Below are 18,106 nucleotides of genomic sequence, written 5' to 3' on the forward strand. Positions count from 1 at the left end.
GACGTTGATTACCCCAACGTCCCTGGCTGTGCAGCTAGTCCGGGGCATCCAGACTGACCTCTTCCAAGTATTCCGGGACTCGTGCGTTCCACCCGAGTTCGTGCTTGATGCGTAAACGCAAGGCGTCGGAGGCTTCCGGTTCCCCATGGGTGATGTAAGTCATTGCCGGTGCCTGGGAAGCGGAGCGCATCCACTGGATGATCCCGTCCGCATCGGCGTGGGCACTGAACCCCTCGAGCTGAACTACCTCGGCCCGCAGCGGGACATCCTTTCCATAGATCCTGATTTCGCGGGAACCGGCGGCAAGGGCCGCCCCCCGTGTTCCAGCCGCTTGGTAGCCGCTCAGGACAAGGGCATTTCTGGGATCGGAACCGTAGCCTTCGACGTGGTGGAGAATCCGGCCGCCCGTGAGCATCCCGCTGGCCGAAATGATGATCATCGGGCCTCCGCGGAGGTTGAGAAGTTTCGAGTCATCTACGCTGCGGGTCATTTTGGCCAGCTGGTACATGCTGGTGAATTCTTCAGGACGCAGCCTGTGCTCCTCAGGATGCTGTTGGTACATGTAGGAGGCATCGATGGCCATGGGGCTGTTAAGGTAGACCGGCACATCCGGAATGAGTCCCTTGTGGCGAAGCCGGGACAGTTGGAGCATCAGTGTCTCTGCGCGGCCCACAGCGAACGCCGCTATCAGAATCACGCCTCCTCGTTTGACGACCCTGTTGACCACATCAGCCAGTTCGTGCTCCGGGCTGCCCTTTGGATGGAGCCGGTTGCCGTAGGTGGACTCTGTTACCAGGACGTCTACCGTCCCAAGTTGGCGCGGCGGGTACATGAACGGATCATCCGTCCTGCCCAGGTCTCCAGTGAAATGGGCTGACCGCCCTCCCACCTCGAGCTGTATTTGGGCTGCCCCCAGGATGTGTCCGGCCGGGACGAACGTGGCCCGGACTCCGGGGGCAACTTCGATGGCTGTGTCAAAGTCGACGGGCCTGAAGCTGTTAAGCGACTTGACGGCCTCAGCCGCGGTGTAGAGGGGAAGGGCAGGTTTGTGCACTGATGAACCGGTCCGGACTGCATAGCGGGCTTCTTCTTCCTGCAGGTGCCCGCTGTCGGGCAGCAGGAGTTTGCAGAGCTGCTCCGTTCCGTGCGTGGCGTAAACGGGGCCTCGGAAACCGTCGCGGACCAGGGCAGGGACGTAGCCGGTATGGTCCAAGTGGGCATGGGTCAGGACAACGGCGTCAACGGAAGACGGTGAGACCGGGAAGGGCCGCCGGTTGCGTTCCCGGAGCCGCTTGTAGCCTTGAAAGAGGCCACAGTCCACCAGTACCCGTGAGCCCATGAACTCAATGAGATACCGCGAACCCGTGACGGAGTCTGTTGCGCCGAGGAACTGAAGCCTGGCTGCGTGCTTGTTCTGCATGGTGACCTGTCCACTCATTCGGGCCGGCTGGAAAAGGGGAAAGTAATCGGGTAAACATCTGGCGCCGAGCGGTGCTCAGGCGCCAGATTCCGGATTGGTTATGCCGAGGGCATGACGTGGTGGTGCCGGTATTCCTCCGTGCTTGGTTTTATGGCCAGCGCGGTAACTACCAAAGCCACCGCCCCTGGTATCCATGCACTCCACGCAGTGGCCGTAGCGGAGGTAAAACCGGCAACCCACGGGGCCAGCAGCAAAGCCACAGCAATAATGGCCTGCGCCCATTCCGCGGCGGGCATTCCCGGGGCGGCCAGGTTAACGACTCCTCCGATGACCAGAAGAATGCCCAAGGTGACCATTACCGCCGTCGAGGATCCAGTTTGCGTGGTCCACAGCACTGAGAGGGCCGCGTAGGCTCCAGCGGCGACCACTGTCCAGTCCTGCCATCGCGTCCATTTCTTCATGGTGATACTGCTCCTTTTTCTTTGATGGAACCACCAAGCTCCTGCAAGGTGGCGTCCGGTCTTCCCGTAGTTCCAGCGTCCGTTTAATCGCCGAACGGCAACAGGGCCAAAAGTCACGAAGGTTGTGCAGGGTCATTTGGCCCTTGTAACCCGACGAACACGTCGGCAACAATTTGGAGGTGTTCAAAGATCGGCATGTGCGGTGCCGCCCCCGCCGGAGAGGAAACCATGAATCGTTTTGAGGAACCCGGCCCGACAGGCGTCACGGCGAAGCCCATCCGCGTGTTCATCCTCGATGACCACGAACTGGTTCGTCGGGGGCTGCAGGAACTGTTGGAAAGTGAAGGTTTCGAAGTCGTTGGTATGTCCGGGTCGGCGGAGGAAGCGACGCGCAGGATACCGGCCCTCCATCCCGATGTCGCCGTCCTGGACGCGCGGCTGCCTGACGGCACCGGAATTGAGGTATGCCGGGACGTCCGGTCCGTCGACCCCACGCTGAACTGCCTCATCCTGACCAGTTACGACGACGAGCAGGCGCTGCGGGGTGCAGTGCTGGCCGGCGCGGCGGGCTACATCCTCAAGGAAATCGGGGGAACTGACCTTCTGGGTGCGCTGCGGCGGGCAGCGAAGGGTGAATCCTTGTTCAATGAAGACGTCAAAGCGCGGATTATCCGCGGACTTACTGAACCAAAGAAGCTTGATCCCAGGATTGCGTCCCTGACTCCACAAGAACGGCGGGTCCTGGAATTCGTGGGGCAGGGCCTGACCAACCGTCAGATCGGCGAGGAGATGCTGCTGGCGGAGAAGACCGTCAAGAATTATGTGTCGTCGTTGTTGGCAAAGCTGGGATTCGAGCGCAGGACCCAAGCCGCCGTCTTCATGGCCAATGCGCCAGGGGAGAATGCCGGCAAGGGCCGCTGATACCGGTCCCGCTCAGCGCAGCGGGACGGTCCACGTCAGGGATGTCCCCTTGCCCGGCGTACTGGTGATGATGCATGAACCGTTTAGTTCCGCCGCCCTGCGGACCATATTGTCCAGTCCGTTGCCGGAACCTGTTTCGCTGAAGCCGCAGCCATCGTCCGCCAACTCCATCGTCAAGGCGTCATCTTCCACAGCAACGGAGACGGTGATTGTTTCCGCGCCGGAATGGCGCACGGCATTGCTGAGGCTTTCGGTCAGGACCGCCAGGAGGTGCTCGACCAGCACGTCGTCTTCAAGGGAATCGATCGCGCCTGTCAACGTCAGGTGCGGTGCGTGCGTGAGCGCTTTGGCTCCTGTTTGGATGGTCTGCATGATGCGGGTGCTCAGGAGCTCTCGATCGTCTCCGGTGGCCCGGAGCGAGTAGATGGTATTGCGGAGGTCCCTGATGCTGGTGTCCAGCTCGTCCGTGATGGCGTTGATGCGTCCCTCGACCGACGGTGCTGCGCCAAAGCGCCGCAAACTTTGGATGCTGAGTCCTGCGGCAAAAAGCCGTTGGATGACCAGGTCGTGGAGGTCCCGCGCAATTCTGTCCCGATCAGAAAAGACCACCTGTTGTTCACGCAGGCGGTGGATACGGTCAAGGGCGAGGGCCAACGCGATGTGTGAGCCGTACACCGAAGCCATCTCTACGTCGGTTGTGGAGAAAGCCCCCTTTCCGGATGATCGGCCAAGGACCAGGATCCCCTGATGGTCGCCCTGGGCGCTGAGGTCCATTGCCAGCAGGGTTCCCGGCTGCCCGGCCCGGTCGACGGGGAAGAGGCGCCATGGGTCCTGGACGGTTGAGGACGATCCATCGTTGCGGCCTTGAATGCCGGTGGAGGCCACGGAAAGGACACGTCCCTTAACCGGGGCGGCATCGGCCATGCCATCATCTCTGCCGGCGTGGCCTTCAACGGTGTATTCCCCGGCCTGCTCCGCTGAAGGCAGCAGCACCAAGGCCAGTTCTGCTCCGGATTCGCGCATTGCCCTTTCCGCGATCAGGTCAAGGGAGGCACCTTCAGGCCGGCCGTCGTCGAGCATCCTGCCGGTGATGTCCATGCAGGCTTCGAGCCACGAGGTCCGCCTGCGGGCGTCTTCGTAGAGGCGGGCATTCTCTATTGCCACCCCGGCTGCCGCGGCGAGGGCGACGGCGAGATCCTCGTCTTCGGGGGTAAAGTCTTCTCCACCGTCCTTCTCCGTCAAATAGAGGTTCCCGAAGACCTTGTCGCGGACCCGGACAGGCACTCCGAGAAATGACTTCATCGGCGGATGATGCTTTGGAAAACCGTAAGCGTTCGGATGCCGGCTGAGATCGTGGAGCCGCAGCGGCAGGGGATCGGTGATCAGCAGCCCCAGGACTCCGTGCCCGGTGGGGAGAGGGCCGATGCGGCTTGCCAGGTCTTCGTCGATGCCGACTGTGATGAAGTGGCTGAGCCCGCCATCTTCGCCTATTACTCCCAGAGCGCCGTAGCGCGCCCGGAGCAGGTCGCAGGCTGAGGCGACCACGCGTTCCAGCACGGACTCCAGGCCCAGGTCTTCGGCCACCGCCACCACGGCTTCCAGGAGACCTCGCGTTCTTTCCTGGGCCTGGAGCAACTCTCCGGCCCTCGCCACGAAGTCCTTGAGGAGTTCCTCCAGCGGTACGCCGGGTACGCCCGGTGGTGTGCCGTGTGGGTCCGGAGTGTCGTTCATCGCTGCCTTTCACCAAGGCCGGCGACCCTCTCCGAGGCATCCCGGCTCCTTGGGTGCCAGCCTACTCCGGGACTCGTTAGGCCTCCATCAGCGGACGCCCCATCAGTCGATCAGGCAGGGGGTCTTTGTGCCCTGTCACGGAACCGTCGGCCGTCCTAGTGTCGTCGCATGATGAACAAACCTGCAATTCCCGAGGCGGAGAAGCTCGACGCCAACCAATGCTGGCAGCTTCTCCGCAGTGTCTCAGTTGGGCGCCTGGCAGTATGGGCAGTCGATCATCCCGACATTTTCCCCGTCAACTTCAAGGTGGATCACGGAACCTTGGTTTTCCGAACAGGAGAAGGCACCAAGCTGCACGCGGCCCTCGGCGCAACACCTGTGGCCATCGAAGCAGATGGCGTGGATTCCGACACTGGTGTCGCGTGGAGCGTCGTCGTCAAGGGAACAGCGGAAAGCATCAAACTGACGCAGGAAGTGCTGGACACCGTCGGTTTGTTGCTCTTCCCTTGGCAGGCCGGCCGGAAGGACCATTTTGTCCGTATCGTTCCGACGGCCATGACCGGACGACGCTTCAAGGTCACGCCGCCACTGACCTGGTGGAGTCCCTTGGACGACGCTACCCGGGCGTCATTGGAGTAGCCGGCATGTGGGGGAAGCCGGGACCAACGGCCCTAACGACGGCGGCCTGCCGCCGTTAGCGTCAAGGGCATGAACACAAAGCCTCCTGCCGCCGTTGAGCGGCTTGCCCCGGACGACTGCTGGGACCTTTTGGACCAAACCAACGTGGGCCGGCTGGCCGTACTCGTGGACGGGCATCCTGATGTCTTTCCGGTGAACTACGTCCTGGACGGCGACAGCATTGTCTTCCGCACAGGTGCGGGCACCAAGTTCTGGAGCACCATGACGACCTCGTGTGCCTTGGAGATCGACGGCTACGAGCCCGTCAGCGAAAAGGCATGGAGCGTGGTGGCCCGTGGACGGGCACACGTGATCCTGGACCGCCGGGAGAAGGCCGTCGTCGACGCACTCGGACTTGATCCCTGGCAGCCGGGCACCAAGGACAACTACCTGCGCCTGGCGCCTGAAGCACTCACCGGCCGGAGATTCAAGACCAAACGGCCGGACCTCTGGGGAACCCCCTTGAACGACGCACGCGCCCAGGTATTCCGCTGACCCCTTCTCCAAACCGCCCCGCACCCGGGTTAAGGGCTGTAGCGGGGCCTCACACAGGACGGACCTCATGTCATGAAAGCCCTCGTCTACGGCGGCCCAGGCGTCAAAGCCTGGAAGGATGTTCCGGATCCGGTCATCACCAGGCCCGGCGATGCCATTGTTCGCGTTGATACAACCACGATCTGCGGGACGGATCTGCATATCCTCAAGGGCGACGTCCCCGCCGTTCAACCCGGCCGCATCCTTGGACACGAAGCTGTTGGTACGGTCACCGAAACCGGTAGTTCCGTCAGCGGCATCAGCCAGGGTGACCGTGTCATCATCTCCTGCATCAAGTCCTGCGGGCACTGCATCAACTGCCGGAAGGGACTCTTCTCGCATTGTCTGGGCAGCGAAGGGCAGGTGGGCACGGGCTGGATCTTCGGTCACCTCATCGACGGAACCCAGGCTGAATACGTCCGCGTACCCTACGCGGACAACTCCCTGCACAAGCTGCCGGCCGGCGTCGGCGACGACGAGGCGGTCATGCTGTCAGACATTCTTCCCACTGCCTTTGAAATCGGCGTACTCGACGGCCGGGTGGCCCCTGGGGACATCATCGCCGTGGTGGGCGCCGGGCCCATCGGCCTTGCGGCAATGGCGACGGCGGGGCTCTGCGGAGCATCAACGATCATCGCCATTGATCCGAATGACAGCCGCCTGGCCCGGGCAGCCGATTTCGGGGCAACCCACACCGTCAACCCAGGGAACCCGCAATGGGCCAGCGACGTCCTGGCTCTCACCGACGGAGCCGGCGTGGACGTCGCCATGGAAGCGGTAGGGCTTCCGGAGACCTTCGAGATGGCCCTGCGCCTGGTGCGCCCCGGCGGCAGCGTAGCGAACATCGGCGTCCACGGAAAACCGGTCGAGTTGCCTCTCCAGGACCTGTGGATCCGCAACATCAACATCAGCATGGGTCTGGTCAACACGAACACCACCCCGATGCTGCTCCGGCTGGTGGCCCAGCACAAACTGCCGGCCGACAAGTTCGCTACCCACCATTTCCCCCTCGACGGATTCATGGACGCCTACGACACCTTCTCCCGGGCCACCGAGACCGAAGCGTTGAAAGTGGTCCTCAGCAGGAATCACCGTGGGTGACCGCCCGCCGCGGGGGCACGCCCAGTGACACTGCTCGCACGGTTCCCGCTGGTCGCCGGTACCGTACTGGCCATGCTCGCCGTGGGGGCACTGCTGCTCAACGGAAACGGCGCCGCAGCACAGGGCACAGCGACCATCTACGCCCTCTCCGTGGCGCTTTACCGCGCCGGGACAATGGTCAAGGGCCTTTTCCACGGCAGGTGGGGCATCGACCTGCTCGCTGTCACCGCCATCGGCGCGACAGCCGCAGTGGGAGAGTACATCGCCTCCTTGGTCATTGTCCTCATGTTGACCGGGGGTGAAGCCCTGGAGGACTTCGCCCAGGGCCGTGCCACCAAGGAGCTCCGTGCCCTCCTCGAACGCACACCACGCCACGCCCACCGCGAGGCGGATGGCCGGGTGGAGGATATCGGCGTTGACCTGGTCGCGCCCGGAGACGTCCTTCTTGTCAAGCCGGCTGAAACCGTCCCGGTCGACGGAAGGCTGCTGTCCGACGTCGGGACTTTCGACGAGTCCGCACTGACCGGCGAAAGCCTTCCGGCAGAGCGGCTGACCGGTGACTTGCTGCTCAGCGGCTCCGTCAACGGGGCCGACGCAATCCGCATGGTGGCCACGGCATCCGCGATCGATTCCCAGTACAACCAGATCATCGGCCTGGTGAGGGAGGCCGCAGCAAGCCGCGCCCCGACTGTCCGCCTGGCTGACAGGTACGCTGTGCCTTTCACCCTGGTTGCCTTCGTCATGGCGGGCGTGGCCTGGTGGCTCAGCCAGGATCCGGTCCGTTTTGTCCAGGTACTGGTGGTGGCCACACCGTGCCCCCTGCTGATCGCCGCGCCAGTGGCCTTCCTGGCCGGGACCAGCCGGGCCGCCAAGGCGGGGATCATCATCAAGAACGCAGGCACGCTGGAGCAGCTCAGCCGGGTGAGGTCGGCGGTCTTCGACAAGACAGGGACACTCACGCAGGGAAAACCCGTCCTGGCCGGGATTCGTCTCGCTCCGGGGACAGGGCTGTCAGAAGATGATCTCCTGCAGCTGGTGGCATCTGCCGAGCAGTATTCATCGCACATTTTCGCCGCCTCCGTCATTGCGGCGGCCCGCGGACGCGGTTTGTCGCTGCTGCCGGCGACAGGTGCCAGCGAACACGCCACCAATGGCGTGCGCGCCGAGGTCGGGTCGGTGCCGGTCGTTGTGGGAAAGCCCGCGTTCGTGGAAGAGAACACCACCGGCTTTGAGAGCGCAACGCTGGAAGGCGGACAGCTCGCCGTTTACGCGGGGGTCGGGGGAAAGTTCGCCGGAACGCTCATCATGAGCGATCCCTTACGGTCCAATGCCGTTGAGACCCTGGCGGAACTTGGCCGGTTGGGTGTGCGGCACACCATGCTCCTGACCGGGGACGCCTCGTCCACGGCCCGCCACATCGGCCAAAGTGCCGGCATTGACGACGTGGTGGCCGAGTGCCTGCCGCCGGACAAGGTCGCGGCCGTCAAGGCGCTGACGCTGCGGCCGGTGATGATGGTCGGCGACGGCGTCAACGACGCCCCCGTTTTGGCGGCAGCCGACGTCGGCATTGCCATGGGTGCCAAAGGTGCCACTGCGGCAAGCGAGTCCGCGGATGTGGTCATCATGCTCGATGACTTGTCACGGGCCGCGCTGGCCGTGGATATCGGCCAACACACCATGCGGATCGCTCGCACCAGCATCTGGACGGGCATCGTGCTCAGTCTTGGCTTGATGGTGGTGGCAATGGTGGGGGTCATCCCGGCGGTAGCAGGGGCGTTGCTCCAGGAGTTCGTGGATCTGGCGACGATCCTGAACGCGCTCAGGGCACTGGGTCCGCGTGCCTCAAAGATGTCCCGCGTGCGGCAGGGCCAAGGCGTCAGTACCGCTCAGGCTCGTCACCAAGTTCAAAGTAGCGGCCGTGGACCCTTGTAGGGGTGATCTCCACGTAGGTGTATTTGCGGGTGGGGATCCACGGTTTGAGCGGAAGTCTGTCCGCCTCGTCGATTTCTGTCTGGGATTCGATCACCCTTGCCTTGCCTTTGAGGACAACACTCCAGGCCTCGGACCCGACGATCTCCTCGACCTCGAAGGCAACTTTCTCGTTGACGGTCAGTTCGGCCAGCTTTGTTCCCGGATTCGTCCTGAGGAGCAATCGACCTTCGTGGGCGACAAAGTTCAACGGATAGATGTCCGGCTCTCCCAGGACACTGACGGCCAGGCGACCATGCTGGTTCCGTTCGAGCACCTTCCACGAGTCTGCTTCGGAGAGGACGGTGCCTGGTCGTTCGTCGTTTTCCACGGTGTTTCTCCTGCGTGATGTAGGGGCCACAGCGCCGGGTGGGCAGCTGAGAGCTGATGAACGTGATCCTATGGCGGGCACATCGGCCACGACAGGGCCGAAGGTCCCGCGGCCCTTGCACCGTGACCTTCGGCTCTGGCGCCCGGGCAGTCCTTGGGAGAAGCCCGGACGACCGTCGGCGCTGAGGACCTTATGCCCTACACGTGCCGGTTCGAAGGCGCTAGGCTCGGCGCCATGGAGAACACATCAACGGCAGAGGACACCAAGGAACTCAGCGTCCACGACTGCTGGAAGTATCTGCAGTCGGTGTCCATCGCCAGGATCGCCCTCATCAATGACGGGTTGCCGGAGATTTTCCCGGTGAACTTTGTCCCGAAGTTTGGAACCGTCCTTTTCAGGACCGGACCGGGAACGAAACTCGACGCCCTCCGGGAGGGATCCGCCCTTTCCTTGGAAGCCGATGGATTCAACCGCTACGGAACCGTCGCCTGGAGCGTCATCCTCAAAGGAAGCCCCGAATTTGTCACCCAGCCAGAGGACATCCAGGAGGCCGTCGAAGCCGGTCTTTCCCCGTGGCAGCCTGGTGCCAAGGACGTCCTGGTCAGGGTCACGCCAACAGAGATCAGCGGACGCCGGTTCGTCATCAGCCCACCGTCCAAATGGTGGCCGCCGCTGGATCCCTCCGCTGCCGACGGGCACGACGACGATACCCGCTAACTGCCGTCAGGTCCCTTTTCTCCGGGGCGCGTCAGGATGGTGGGGCACTGAACGTGCAGCAGCACATGCTGGGCGACGGAGCCGAGGAGTACGCGCAATCCTCCGCGGCCTTTGCGCCCCATGACCAGCACTTGCGCATGCCGGGCCGCGTCCACGAGCGCATCCCCGGGGCCTTTTCCGGCGTCGGAACTTTCCTTGACAATGATGTCCGGGAACTGCCGGCCGGCGTGCTGGGCGGAGGCGCGGAGGACATCCGCGTCCACGGAAGACGCCGCATCGGGGCCCGTGGCGTGGACAAGGATCAACTCCTGACCCAGCCTTGCAGCTTCCGCAGCGCCGAACTCCACGGCGGAGAGAGATTCAGCCGAACCGTCAACACCTACCACCACGCCGGACCGACCCTGCGGGTGGTCGGCAGGAACAACGGCGACGTTGCCCTTGCCTGTGACAGCCACCTGGAAACTGACCGAACCGTACCCTTGCCCTTCTGTGCCTGGTCCACGGTCCGTTCCCACCACCACCAACTCGTAGTCGGCCGACAACGCGGCGATCGTTTCGGCAGGTTCACCTGATAACCGGCGGTGGACGACGCTCAAGCGCGGGAAGGCCGACGTCAAGCGGGCCGCTTCACTTTCAAGAAGGTCATCGCCACGTCGCTGCGCCAGCTGCCGGTCGCGTTCCTTGGGATAGAGCCATTCTCCGGGAACAACATGCACCAAGACCAGGCCGGAACCCATCGAATCCGCCCGGGCAGCAGCCCAGTCCGCAACATGTCCACCGGCCCGGGAACCGTCCAGCGCAACCAGGATCTGATTCTTCACGAACGGAGTTCCCTTCGGTTGCCAACGGTGATGGTCTCCACTATCGGTGGCACAGGCCGCCGTCGCAAGGGCCGGAAGGCCCTCCCACTGTGCGGCACAGTGCGTTAGGGTCCACAGGGAGGGCACGATCCGTTGCAGTACCGGTGACGAGAGGAGAACATGCGCGTCCTTGTACTGAACCCAGGTTCCTCATCGCTGAAGTACCACCTTCGGGAGACCGTCGATGCCGGCCGGGCTGCGGGCATCCTGCTGTCAGGACAGGTTGACTGGCCACCGGGGGAGCGCTCCAGCCCGGATCGCCTGGAGGCCGCTTTTGACGAACTGGAGGCCACCATCAAAAGCGTTGGATCCGCGCCGGAAGCAATCGGACACCGCGTTGTCCACGGCGGCGCACAGTTCAGCACTCCGGTTCGTGTCACCGCGGAAGTAACAGCGGCCATTGATGGGCTCAGTCCCTTGGCGCCGCTCCACAATAGGGCCAGCGTTGCCTGTATCGAGGCGGCCGGCCAACGATGGCCCGATCTGCCACAGGTTGCGGTCTTTGACACGGCCTTCCATCGCTCCATTCCGGACTTTGCCGCCCGTTATGCCATTCCGGAGGATCTATACCGGGATTATCCCGTGCGGCGATACGGCTTTCACGGAATCTCCGTCGAGATGGCCTGCCAGGACACAGCCGCGTTTCTCGACGGGCCTGTTTCCACCCTGAGCGCTGTGGTGGCCCACGTCGGCAACGGAGCGTCCGTCACCGCCGTCAGGCATGGACTCAGTGTGGATACCTCCATGGGAATGACACCTTTGGAGGGGCTCGTCATGGGCACGCGCTCCGGAGACCTGGATCCATCCGTGGTCCTGCTGTTGCAGCAGGACGGAGCAACCGCGGATGAAGTCGACCACATCCTGAACCACCAATCGGGGCTGCTTGCAGTTGCTGGATCCGCGGACATGAGGACTGTTGGGATGGCTGCCCGCAACGGCGAGCCCCGGGCCCGTCTGGCCATCGACATAGCTGCCTACCGCCTCGCCAAATACGTAGCCGCGTATTCCATGGTGGTTGGCGGACCCGACGCCCTGGTGTTTACCGGGGGAGTGGGCGAGAACTCTGCGCTGTTCCGGGAGAAGGTGGTCGCCTGGTTGGGACCACTTGGCCTTGGCATCGACGCGGCCCTGAATAACAAGGCCCCGAATAACAAGGCCCTGAATACGGCCGCCCGGGACGGCATCCGCGTGATCAGCACCATGGACTCCACATTTCCGGTGCTCGTAGTGCCCAGCGACGAAGAACGTGCCATTGCAGAATCGACGGCGGCTTTGCTCGCCATGCCAACTGAGGAAGGTTGATCGCGACATGAGCCGGGACTTGAACACCACCGATACCGATCCTAAGCCTGAAGAAGAGAACTTTGACCTCCTGCACCGGTACTGGTCCGCGGCGAACTACCTGACGGTGGCCCAAATCTACCTCCAGGAAAATCCCTTGCTGCAGGAACCACTGGAACCACGGCACATCAAGCCCCGGCTCCTGGGCCATTGGGGCACCAGCCCGGGCCTATCCCTGATCTATGCTCACCTCAATCGCGTCATCCGCCGCACGGGTGCCCAGGTCCTGATGGTGACCGGACCCGGCCACGGTGGCCCCGCCGTCGTCGCCAATACCTACTTGGAAGGCAGTTACTCGGAGGTTTATCCCGCCGTCGGCAGAGGCCTGGAAGGGCTCCGGTCCCTGGTCCGGCAGTTCTCGACGCCGGGAGGCATCGCCAGCCACGTCGGTCCGGCGACGCCCGGATCCATCCATGAAGGCGGTGAGCTGGGCTACTCGCTGATGCATGCCACCGGTGCGGCAATGGACAACCCGGACCTGATTGTTGCCTGCGTCGTCGGCGACGGGGAAGCTGAAACCGGGCCGCTGGAGGGATCCTGGAAAGCGCCATCGTTCATCAACCCGCTCAGGGACGGGGCGGTACTTCCCATCCTCCACCTCAACGGGCACAAGATCTCCGGACCCACTGTGCTGGGCAGACGCTCAAACCTTGCCGTAGCCTCCCTCTTGGAAGCACACGGCTGGGATCCCGTCATTGTGTCCGGCGATGACCCCGCCTTGGTCCACCCCGCTCTCGCCTCAGCGATGGATGCCGCCTACGCCTCCATTCGCGCCATCCAATCCCATGCGCGTAAGGAGGGAGTCACCGGCCCCGCACGGTGGCCGGCCATCATCCTGCGGACGCCCAAAGGATGGACCGGGCCGGCGACCGTGGACGGGAAAGCCGTGGAGGGAACCCACCGCTCCCACCAGGTCCCGCTGGCCGGGGTCAGGGACAACCCCGGGCACCTAAGGCAACTTGAGGAATGGATGCGCTCCTACAGGCCGGAAGAACTTTTCGACGCCGATGGGCGGCTGATCGCCGAACTGTCCGGGCTGGCCCCCGAGGGCGATCTGCGCATGGGGTCGCTGCCCGCCAGCCGTGGGAAAGGGGGCCGCGACCTCGCCACGCCCGAGCTCAAGCAATACGCCATAGAGCCGGTTCCCCGCGGCGCAGTGATGCATGAGAGCACCAAACCGTTGGGGGAGATGCTGCGGGACATTTACCTCGACACCGCCGACGATCCAAGGTTCCGGCTCTTCTGCCCCGACGAGACCAACAGCAACAGACTCGGCGCGGTCTTCGAAGCCGCCGACAGGTGCCTCATGGAGCCGGCCGCGAGCAGTGCTGCCGCGCTTGCAGCGGACCACGTGTCCGTCAACGGGCGGGTGATGGAAGTCCTGTCCGAACATCTGTGCCAGGGCTGGCTGGAAGGGTACTTGCTGACAGGCAGGCATGGCCTGTTTGCCAGTTACGAGGCATTTGCGATGGTGAGCGCTTCCATGACCATCCAGCACGCCAAATGGCTCCAGCATTCCCGGGACCTGGAATGGCGGGAACCCGTACCCAGCTTGAACATCCTGTTGACTTCCACCTGCTGGCGCAACGACCACAACGGATTCAGCCATCAAGGACCAGGGCTCATCGATGCCGTGATTTCACTGTCAAGCACGGTCGTCAGGGTCTACTTCCCGCCGGATGCAAACACCCTGCTGGTCACGGCGGAACACGTCCTCAAGAGCAAGGACTACGTGAATCTGGTGGTGATCGACAAACAGGAACATCCGCAGTACTTGTCGCTCGAAGAGGCGAGGCAGCACGCAGCTGTGGGCGCATCGGCATGGGACTGGGCCGGTAATGAGATCCCGGGGACCCCAAGCGGCAGGGAACCTGACATCGTCCTGGCCTGCGCCGGTGATGTACCCACGCAAGAGACTTTGGCGGCTGCCTGGCTCCTCAAAAAACATGTCCCGGACATGTCCGTCCGTGTCGTCAACGTCATGGATGCCATGGTCCTGCCGCCTCCGGGTACCCATCCGCACGGGCTTTCGAGTGCTAAGTTCCAGGAACTCTTCACTGCCGACGTGGACGTCGTGATGGCCTGGCACGGTTATGCGCGGGCCCTGCACCAACTTCTGCACGGCCGCCCGGAGCCCGAGCGCTTCCACGTCCGTGGATACAACGAGCAAGGAACCACCACCACGCCTTTCGACATGGTGGTCCTGAACAAAGTCAGCCGGTATCACCTGGTGATGGAAGCACTGCACCGGGCCAAGGGAGAATTCGCAGGAGCCGGGCACCTCCTGGAGCATTGCCAGAGCCAACTGGAAGCCCACGCCAACTACATCCGGGAGCACTTTGAAGACCTTCCGGAAATCCGGGACTGGGTATGGACGCAGCAGTAGCTCAACCTCGTCCACTGTGCTCATGAGTGAACACGATAAGACCTGGCACGGTCAGCACCTCGCGGGCCTGAGCAAGGGTGAGCGAGCAGCGGACTACCTCCGCAACGGCATGGGCAGCTGGACTTTCGTCGGGTGTTTCGTCTTGGCGATGGTGGTTTGGGCCGCCATCAATTCCTACCTTCTGGCCGGGAACGCCTGGGACCCTTACCCGTTCATCCTGTTGAACCTGTTCTTGTCGATGCTTGCCGGCCTTCAAGGTGCCATTTTGCTGATCGCAGCGAAACGGCAGGATGCCATAGCGGCAGCAATGGCACAGCACGACTTCGACACAGACGTGCAGGCCAAAGCGGAGATCGACCGGCTGATGGCGATCAACAGCGAACAATTGGAGCTGCTTGGGAGGCTGTTGGCCGCCCTTCCGCAGTCAGGTGTTTCAGAGGAGGACAACGACGGCGAAAAGCCTACGCCAACTCGTGGCGACCCGTCACCATAACCAGCAAGCGGTACGGGGTCTACAGTGGGTGTATGGCTGCCAGCCGCAATCCGCTCGATGACCTGCGTGAGACCATTGGCCATCTGGCCAATCAGCTCAAGCTGCCCGGTTCGGAGCGCGTCGACGACCTGGTCGGCGACCTCATCGGAGTCAAGCCGGGGCCGGCCCGGCCGCTGTCCGAAGTGCAGGCCGAACTCGATGCGCTGGTCGGACTGGAGACCGTGAAGGAACAGGTTCGTGCCCTGGTTGCCATGCTCCGTGTCCAGGCCCGCCGAAAGGCGCACGGCCTGCCGGAAGTGGCCACCTCCCAGCACCTGGTGTTCCTCGGAAACCCGGGCACGGGCAAGACCACAGTGGCGCGGCTTTTGGCGGAGATGTACCGCGCGGTCGGTCTGCTGCAGAAGGGACACCTGGTTGAGGTCGACCGTTCGGGCCTGGTGGGGCAATACGTCGGAGCGACCGCCATCAAGACGGACCGGGTGATCCGGCGCGCGCTGGACGGTGTCCTCTTCATCGACGAGGCTTATGCGCTGGCCCCGGAGGACGGGCGGACGGACTTCGGCCCGGAGGCCATTGAAGTCCTGCTCAAGCGGATGGAGGACCATCGGCATCGGCTGGTCGTGATCGTCGCCGGTTACCCCCGGTTAATGGAAGCCTTTTTGCTCTCCAACCCTGGATTGCGCTCCCGGTTCGCCCGGGAGATCATATTCCCTGACTACTCGGTGGACGAACTCGAAACGATTTTTCACCAAATGCTTGCCCAGCACCAGTACATGTTGGAGCCGGGTGCGGACCAGATGCTGCGTCGCATTCTCGCCGGGCTTCATGCGGGCGAGGACTCCGGTAACGCACGGTTCGCCCGCACGCTGTTCGAGCAGGCACTGAACCGGCAGGCATTGCGGCTGTCCTTGGACGAAGGACAAAGCCTGGATGCTCTTGACCGGGAGGCCGTCATGACGCTCACCGCTGATGACATCGTCGAGGCGGCACTGGCTTTGGGCGAAGAGCCGGAGCCGGAACAAGCCGATGAGGTGGAACGGCCGCGCTGGTGGCGCTGGCTGGCCTGACCGGCCCGGCAGCAGCACGCCTGATTCCTTTGGACAACTCTTCTAGAACAGGGGCCAGGGCACCGCAGGCATGTCACCGCTTGGCGGAGGAAAACGCCCTGCCAAGCGCAACCGGGTGCAGCGCGCAACCAGCGCTTCCAATTCCTCGTCGCTGAGCAACTCTGCCAGCTCTTGGCCCAAGGTACCCGGCAGTTCATCGCTGACACGATCAATGCCGTCGAGTTCCTCTACGGTCAGTGCATCTCCCAGCCAGCCCCACAGCACGGTCCGCAGCTTGTGGTCGCTATGGAAGGTGAGCCCATGGTCAACGCCGTGCCGGTGTCTGTCCGGCATGGGCAGTATGTGGTTGCCCTTTCGGTCAGCGTTGTTGACCACGAGGTCGAACACGGCCATGCGCCGCAGGGCCGGGGAATCTTCGTGGATGAGGGCAACCATCTGTCCGTTCTCATCCTGGCCTTCGAGAACTTGTTTCCAGCCCGACTCCGGTACTTCGTCCATTGACACCAGGTCCACGGGGCTTTGGGTCGGGTCCTGCTCCTGCCAGAGCTGTACCATTCCTTCCCCCAGGGGACCATCGCGCAGCCAGGTCTTCGGGACGATGTTCCAGCCCAGCACCTGCGAAACCAGGTAGGCGGCCATCTCCCGGTGAGCGAGGGTGCCGTGGGGAAAATCCCACAGTGGACTTTCACCGGCTATGGGCTTGTAGACCACTTGGGTGTCGCCGATGCTCCCCAGGAAAGTGGCGTTTGAGGCCGTGGTGATGCGGCCCGTGAGTTTCAGTTCGGCGGTCGCGAGATCCGGCGTCGGCATCAGACCTCGGGAACGGTGCAGGTGTGCCCATCTGCATCCATGGGGTACCCGCAGAGCGGGCACATCGGACGCCCGGCATCCACGATCTCACGGGTGCGCTTGGCAAACGCGCGTGCTGTACCCACCGGCATTCGTACCAGCATCATTTCGGTGTCGCCGGCGCTGTCTTCAAGCGGTTCGTCGTCGGTATCGACGTCGATGATGGGGTAGGCCTCGACGACTATCTGTGCCGTGGTCGGGTCCCAATCCAGGGTCATGGCACCGGCGCGGAACTGCTCGTGAGGGGCCTCAAGCGGGTCGTTGTCGACCAGTTCCATGGGAGTACTTGTGGGAATGCTGAAGGGGTTGCCTTCGATGGTGCTGAGCTGGTCGAGAATTTCGTCTATTTTCTCCGCGAGTTGGGCCGATTGTTGCTTCTCGAGGGCAATACTGACGATTTCTGCCCCTGCGCGTACCTGCAAGTAGAACGTGCGGGCTCCCGGAAGGCCAATGGTGCCGATGACAACCCGATCGGGCCAGGCAAACTCGTGAACACGTGTAGGCATGTCAGTATCTTAGGCACATGCGGTTCATGGCGTCTTCTGACCGGCCCCGCCCCCCACCGGCGCGTCGCCGGAACGGATGCCATTCGAGAGCCAGGACAGATCCCCGGCTTCCGTGTTGGTTGCGTAGACGCTTGGCCGGTCAGCACCGTAGTGGACGATTGATACGGAGGCGGGATTGACGTTAATGCGCTGGAACAGATCGAGGTGCATGCCGAGGGCGTCGGCGAGGATTGACTTGATCACATCGCCATGACTGACGGCAGCCCATACGGCCGCCGGCCCGAACTCGGCCTCGAAGGCCGCATCGTGGCGTCGGATCGCCGCCACCGACCGGGCCTGCATGGCGGCCATGGACTCACCGCCGGGAAAGACGACGGCGGATGGTTGGGACTGCACCAAAGACCATAGGTCCTCAGTCGCGAGATCACTAAGCCTCCGGCCTTGCCACTGGCCGTAGTCACACTCAGTAAGATCGGACTCGACCGGCGCGTACGGCGCGCTGGACTGTCGGTCGAGGATGAGTTGGGCGGTCTGCCGGCAACGCTCAAGGGGGCTCGATACCACCCCCGCCAAGGGAAGGGCGGCGAGCCGGTCTCCGGTCTGGGCCGCCTGGTCACGCCCGACCTGGTCCAGGCTGACTCCGTCGGCGCGACCGGCCAACAGACCGGAGGCATTGGCAGTGGTGCGGCCGTGCCGCACGAGGATAAGTGTCGCCATCCACCCAGCCTAACCATCTGCCCGT

At 63.3% G+C, this 18,106-nt stretch carries 18 protein-coding genes; 10 read left to right on the forward strand and 8 right to left on the reverse strand.

The features are described 5' to 3' along the window. Positions 1-34 precede the first annotated feature (34 nt). Both HMI60_RS02230 and HMI60_RS02235 read right to left on the reverse strand, forming a co-directional pair. The gene (locus tag HMI60_RS02230; RefSeq protein WP_370584089.1) at positions 35-1,438 is read right to left on the reverse strand and encodes an MBL fold metallo-hydrolase RNA specificity domain-containing protein; all 1,404 of its coding nucleotides are present in this window, start codon (positions 1,436-1,438) and stop codon (positions 35-37) included. 80 nt (positions 1,439-1,518) lie between these two features. Further along, positions 1,519-1,881 (reverse strand): SPW repeat protein, encoded by a 363-nt coding sequence (locus HMI60_RS02235; RefSeq protein WP_018779703.1) that lies wholly within the window; start codon positions 1,879-1,881, stop codon positions 1,519-1,521. A gap of 228 nt (positions 1,882-2,109) precedes the next feature. On the opposite strand from HMI60_RS02235, the gene HMI60_RS02240 reads away from it, so the two are divergent. After that, complete coding sequence (locus HMI60_RS02240) at positions 2,110-2,802, forward strand: response regulator transcription factor (protein ID WP_193590473.1); 693 nt, start codon at positions 2,110-2,112, stop codon at positions 2,800-2,802. 12 nt (positions 2,803-2,814) lie between these two features. Here HMI60_RS02240 and HMI60_RS02245 read toward each other — a convergent pair whose 3' ends face one another. After that, positions 2,815-4,533 carry a GAF domain-containing sensor histidine kinase gene (locus HMI60_RS02245; RefSeq protein WP_193590474.1) on the reverse strand — a complete coding sequence of 573 codons (1,719 nt, stop codon included), beginning with the start codon at positions 4,531-4,533 and terminating at the stop codon, positions 2,815-2,817. A 168-nt stretch (positions 4,534-4,701) separates the two neighbouring features. On the opposite strand from HMI60_RS02245, the gene HMI60_RS02250 reads away from it, so the two are divergent. The 4 genes from HMI60_RS02250 to HMI60_RS02265 all read left to right on the forward strand — a co-directional run bounded on the left by HMI60_RS02250 (position 4,702) and on the right by HMI60_RS02265 (position 8,778). Continuing rightward, positions 4,702-5,172, forward strand: a complete 471-nt coding sequence (locus HMI60_RS02250) for a pyridoxamine 5'-phosphate oxidase family protein (RefSeq protein WP_018779700.1) — start codon at positions 4,702-4,704, stop codon at positions 5,170-5,172. 69 nt (positions 5,173-5,241) lie between these two features. Beyond that, entirely contained in the window at positions 5,242-5,706 is a 465-nt protein-coding gene (locus HMI60_RS02255; RefSeq protein WP_079581278.1) for a pyridoxamine 5'-phosphate oxidase family protein, read from the forward strand. Positions 5,707-5,778: 72 nt separating this feature from the next. Continuing rightward, positions 5,779-6,846: a zinc-dependent alcohol dehydrogenase family protein gene (locus HMI60_RS02260; RefSeq protein ID WP_079581277.1), complete on the forward strand. Its 1,068-nt coding sequence runs from the start codon at positions 5,779-5,781 to the stop codon at positions 6,844-6,846. Positions 6,847-6,918: 72 nt separating this feature from the next. Continuing rightward, positions 6,919-8,778 carry a heavy metal translocating P-type ATPase gene (locus tag HMI60_RS02265; RefSeq protein ID WP_370584104.1) on the forward strand — a complete coding sequence of 620 codons (1,860 nt, stop codon included), beginning with the start codon at positions 6,919-6,921 and terminating at the stop codon, positions 8,776-8,778. Here the strand turns inward: HMI60_RS02265 and HMI60_RS02270 are convergent. Then, the gene (locus HMI60_RS02270) at positions 8,723-9,145 is read right to left on the reverse strand and encodes a pyridoxamine 5'-phosphate oxidase family protein (RefSeq protein ID WP_193590476.1); all 423 of its coding nucleotides are present in this window, start codon (positions 9,143-9,145) and stop codon (positions 8,723-8,725) included. The two genes, HMI60_RS02265 and HMI60_RS02270, sit on opposite strands and share 56 nt — an antisense overlap. 234 nt (positions 9,146-9,379) lie before the next feature. Here HMI60_RS02270 and HMI60_RS02275 point away from each other — a divergent pair, with 234 nt between their 5' ends. After that, positions 9,380-9,862 carry a pyridoxamine 5'-phosphate oxidase family protein gene (locus HMI60_RS02275; protein ID WP_193590477.1) on the forward strand — a complete coding sequence of 161 codons (483 nt, stop codon included), beginning with the start codon at positions 9,380-9,382 and terminating at the stop codon, positions 9,860-9,862. On the opposite strand, the gene HMI60_RS02280 is transcribed toward HMI60_RS02275, so the two are convergent. Continuing rightward, a complete protein-coding gene (locus HMI60_RS02280; RefSeq protein ID WP_079581273.1) occupies positions 9,859-10,683 on the reverse strand; it encodes a universal stress protein in 825 nt (274 codons plus the stop codon). The genes HMI60_RS02275 and HMI60_RS02280 overlap by 4 nt on opposite strands. A gap of 159 nt (positions 10,684-10,842) precedes the next feature. On the opposite strand from HMI60_RS02280, the gene HMI60_RS02285 reads away from it, so the two are divergent. Genes HMI60_RS02285 through HMI60_RS02300 form a run of 4 tightly spaced genes read left to right on the forward strand, consistent with a single transcriptional unit; the run spans position 10,843 to position 16,009 of the window. Further along, positions 10,843-12,024, forward strand: coding sequence for an acetate/propionate family kinase (locus HMI60_RS02285; RefSeq protein WP_110504204.1), 1,182 nt, complete (start codon positions 10,843-10,845; stop codon positions 12,022-12,024). A gap of 7 nt (positions 12,025-12,031) precedes the next feature. Beyond that, on the forward strand, positions 12,032-14,449 hold the full coding sequence (locus tag HMI60_RS02290; protein WP_193590478.1) for a phosphoketolase: 2,418 nt from the start codon (positions 12,032-12,034) through the stop codon (positions 14,447-14,449). A 22-nt stretch (positions 14,450-14,471) separates the two neighbouring features. Continuing rightward, positions 14,472-14,942: a DUF1003 domain-containing protein gene (locus tag HMI60_RS02295; RefSeq protein WP_055976217.1), complete on the forward strand. Its 471-nt coding sequence runs from the start codon at positions 14,472-14,474 to the stop codon at positions 14,940-14,942. A 32-nt stretch (positions 14,943-14,974) separates the two neighbouring features. Next, positions 14,975-16,009, forward strand: a complete 1,035-nt coding sequence (locus tag HMI60_RS02300; RefSeq protein WP_064723324.1) for an AAA family ATPase — start codon at positions 14,975-14,977, stop codon at positions 16,007-16,009. Between the two features lie 42 nt (positions 16,010-16,051). Here HMI60_RS02300 and HMI60_RS02305 read toward each other — a convergent pair whose 3' ends face one another. From HMI60_RS02305 to HMI60_RS02315, 3 genes are read right to left on the reverse strand one after another with little or no spacing between them, the layout of a single operon-like run. Further along, positions 16,052-16,819: an SCO1664 family protein gene (locus HMI60_RS02305; RefSeq protein ID WP_193590479.1), complete on the reverse strand. Its 768-nt coding sequence runs from the start codon at positions 16,817-16,819 to the stop codon at positions 16,052-16,054. Further along, positions 16,819-17,364, reverse strand: a complete 546-nt coding sequence (locus tag HMI60_RS02310) for a DUF3090 domain-containing protein (RefSeq protein WP_039241079.1) — start codon at positions 17,362-17,364, stop codon at positions 16,819-16,821. Before HMI60_RS02310 ends, HMI60_RS02305 begins: the two co-directional genes overlap by 1 nt. 24 nt (positions 17,365-17,388) lie before the next feature. Further along, positions 17,389-18,081, reverse strand: a complete 693-nt coding sequence (locus HMI60_RS02315) for a histidine phosphatase family protein (RefSeq protein ID WP_193590480.1) — start codon at positions 18,079-18,081, stop codon at positions 17,389-17,391. Positions 18,082-18,106: the final 25 nt, after the last annotated feature.

This window comes from Paenarthrobacter sp. YJN-D (assembly GCF_015040335.1).
Classification (GTDB): domain Bacteria; phylum Actinomycetota; class Actinomycetes; order Actinomycetales; family Micrococcaceae; genus Arthrobacter; species Arthrobacter nicotinovorans.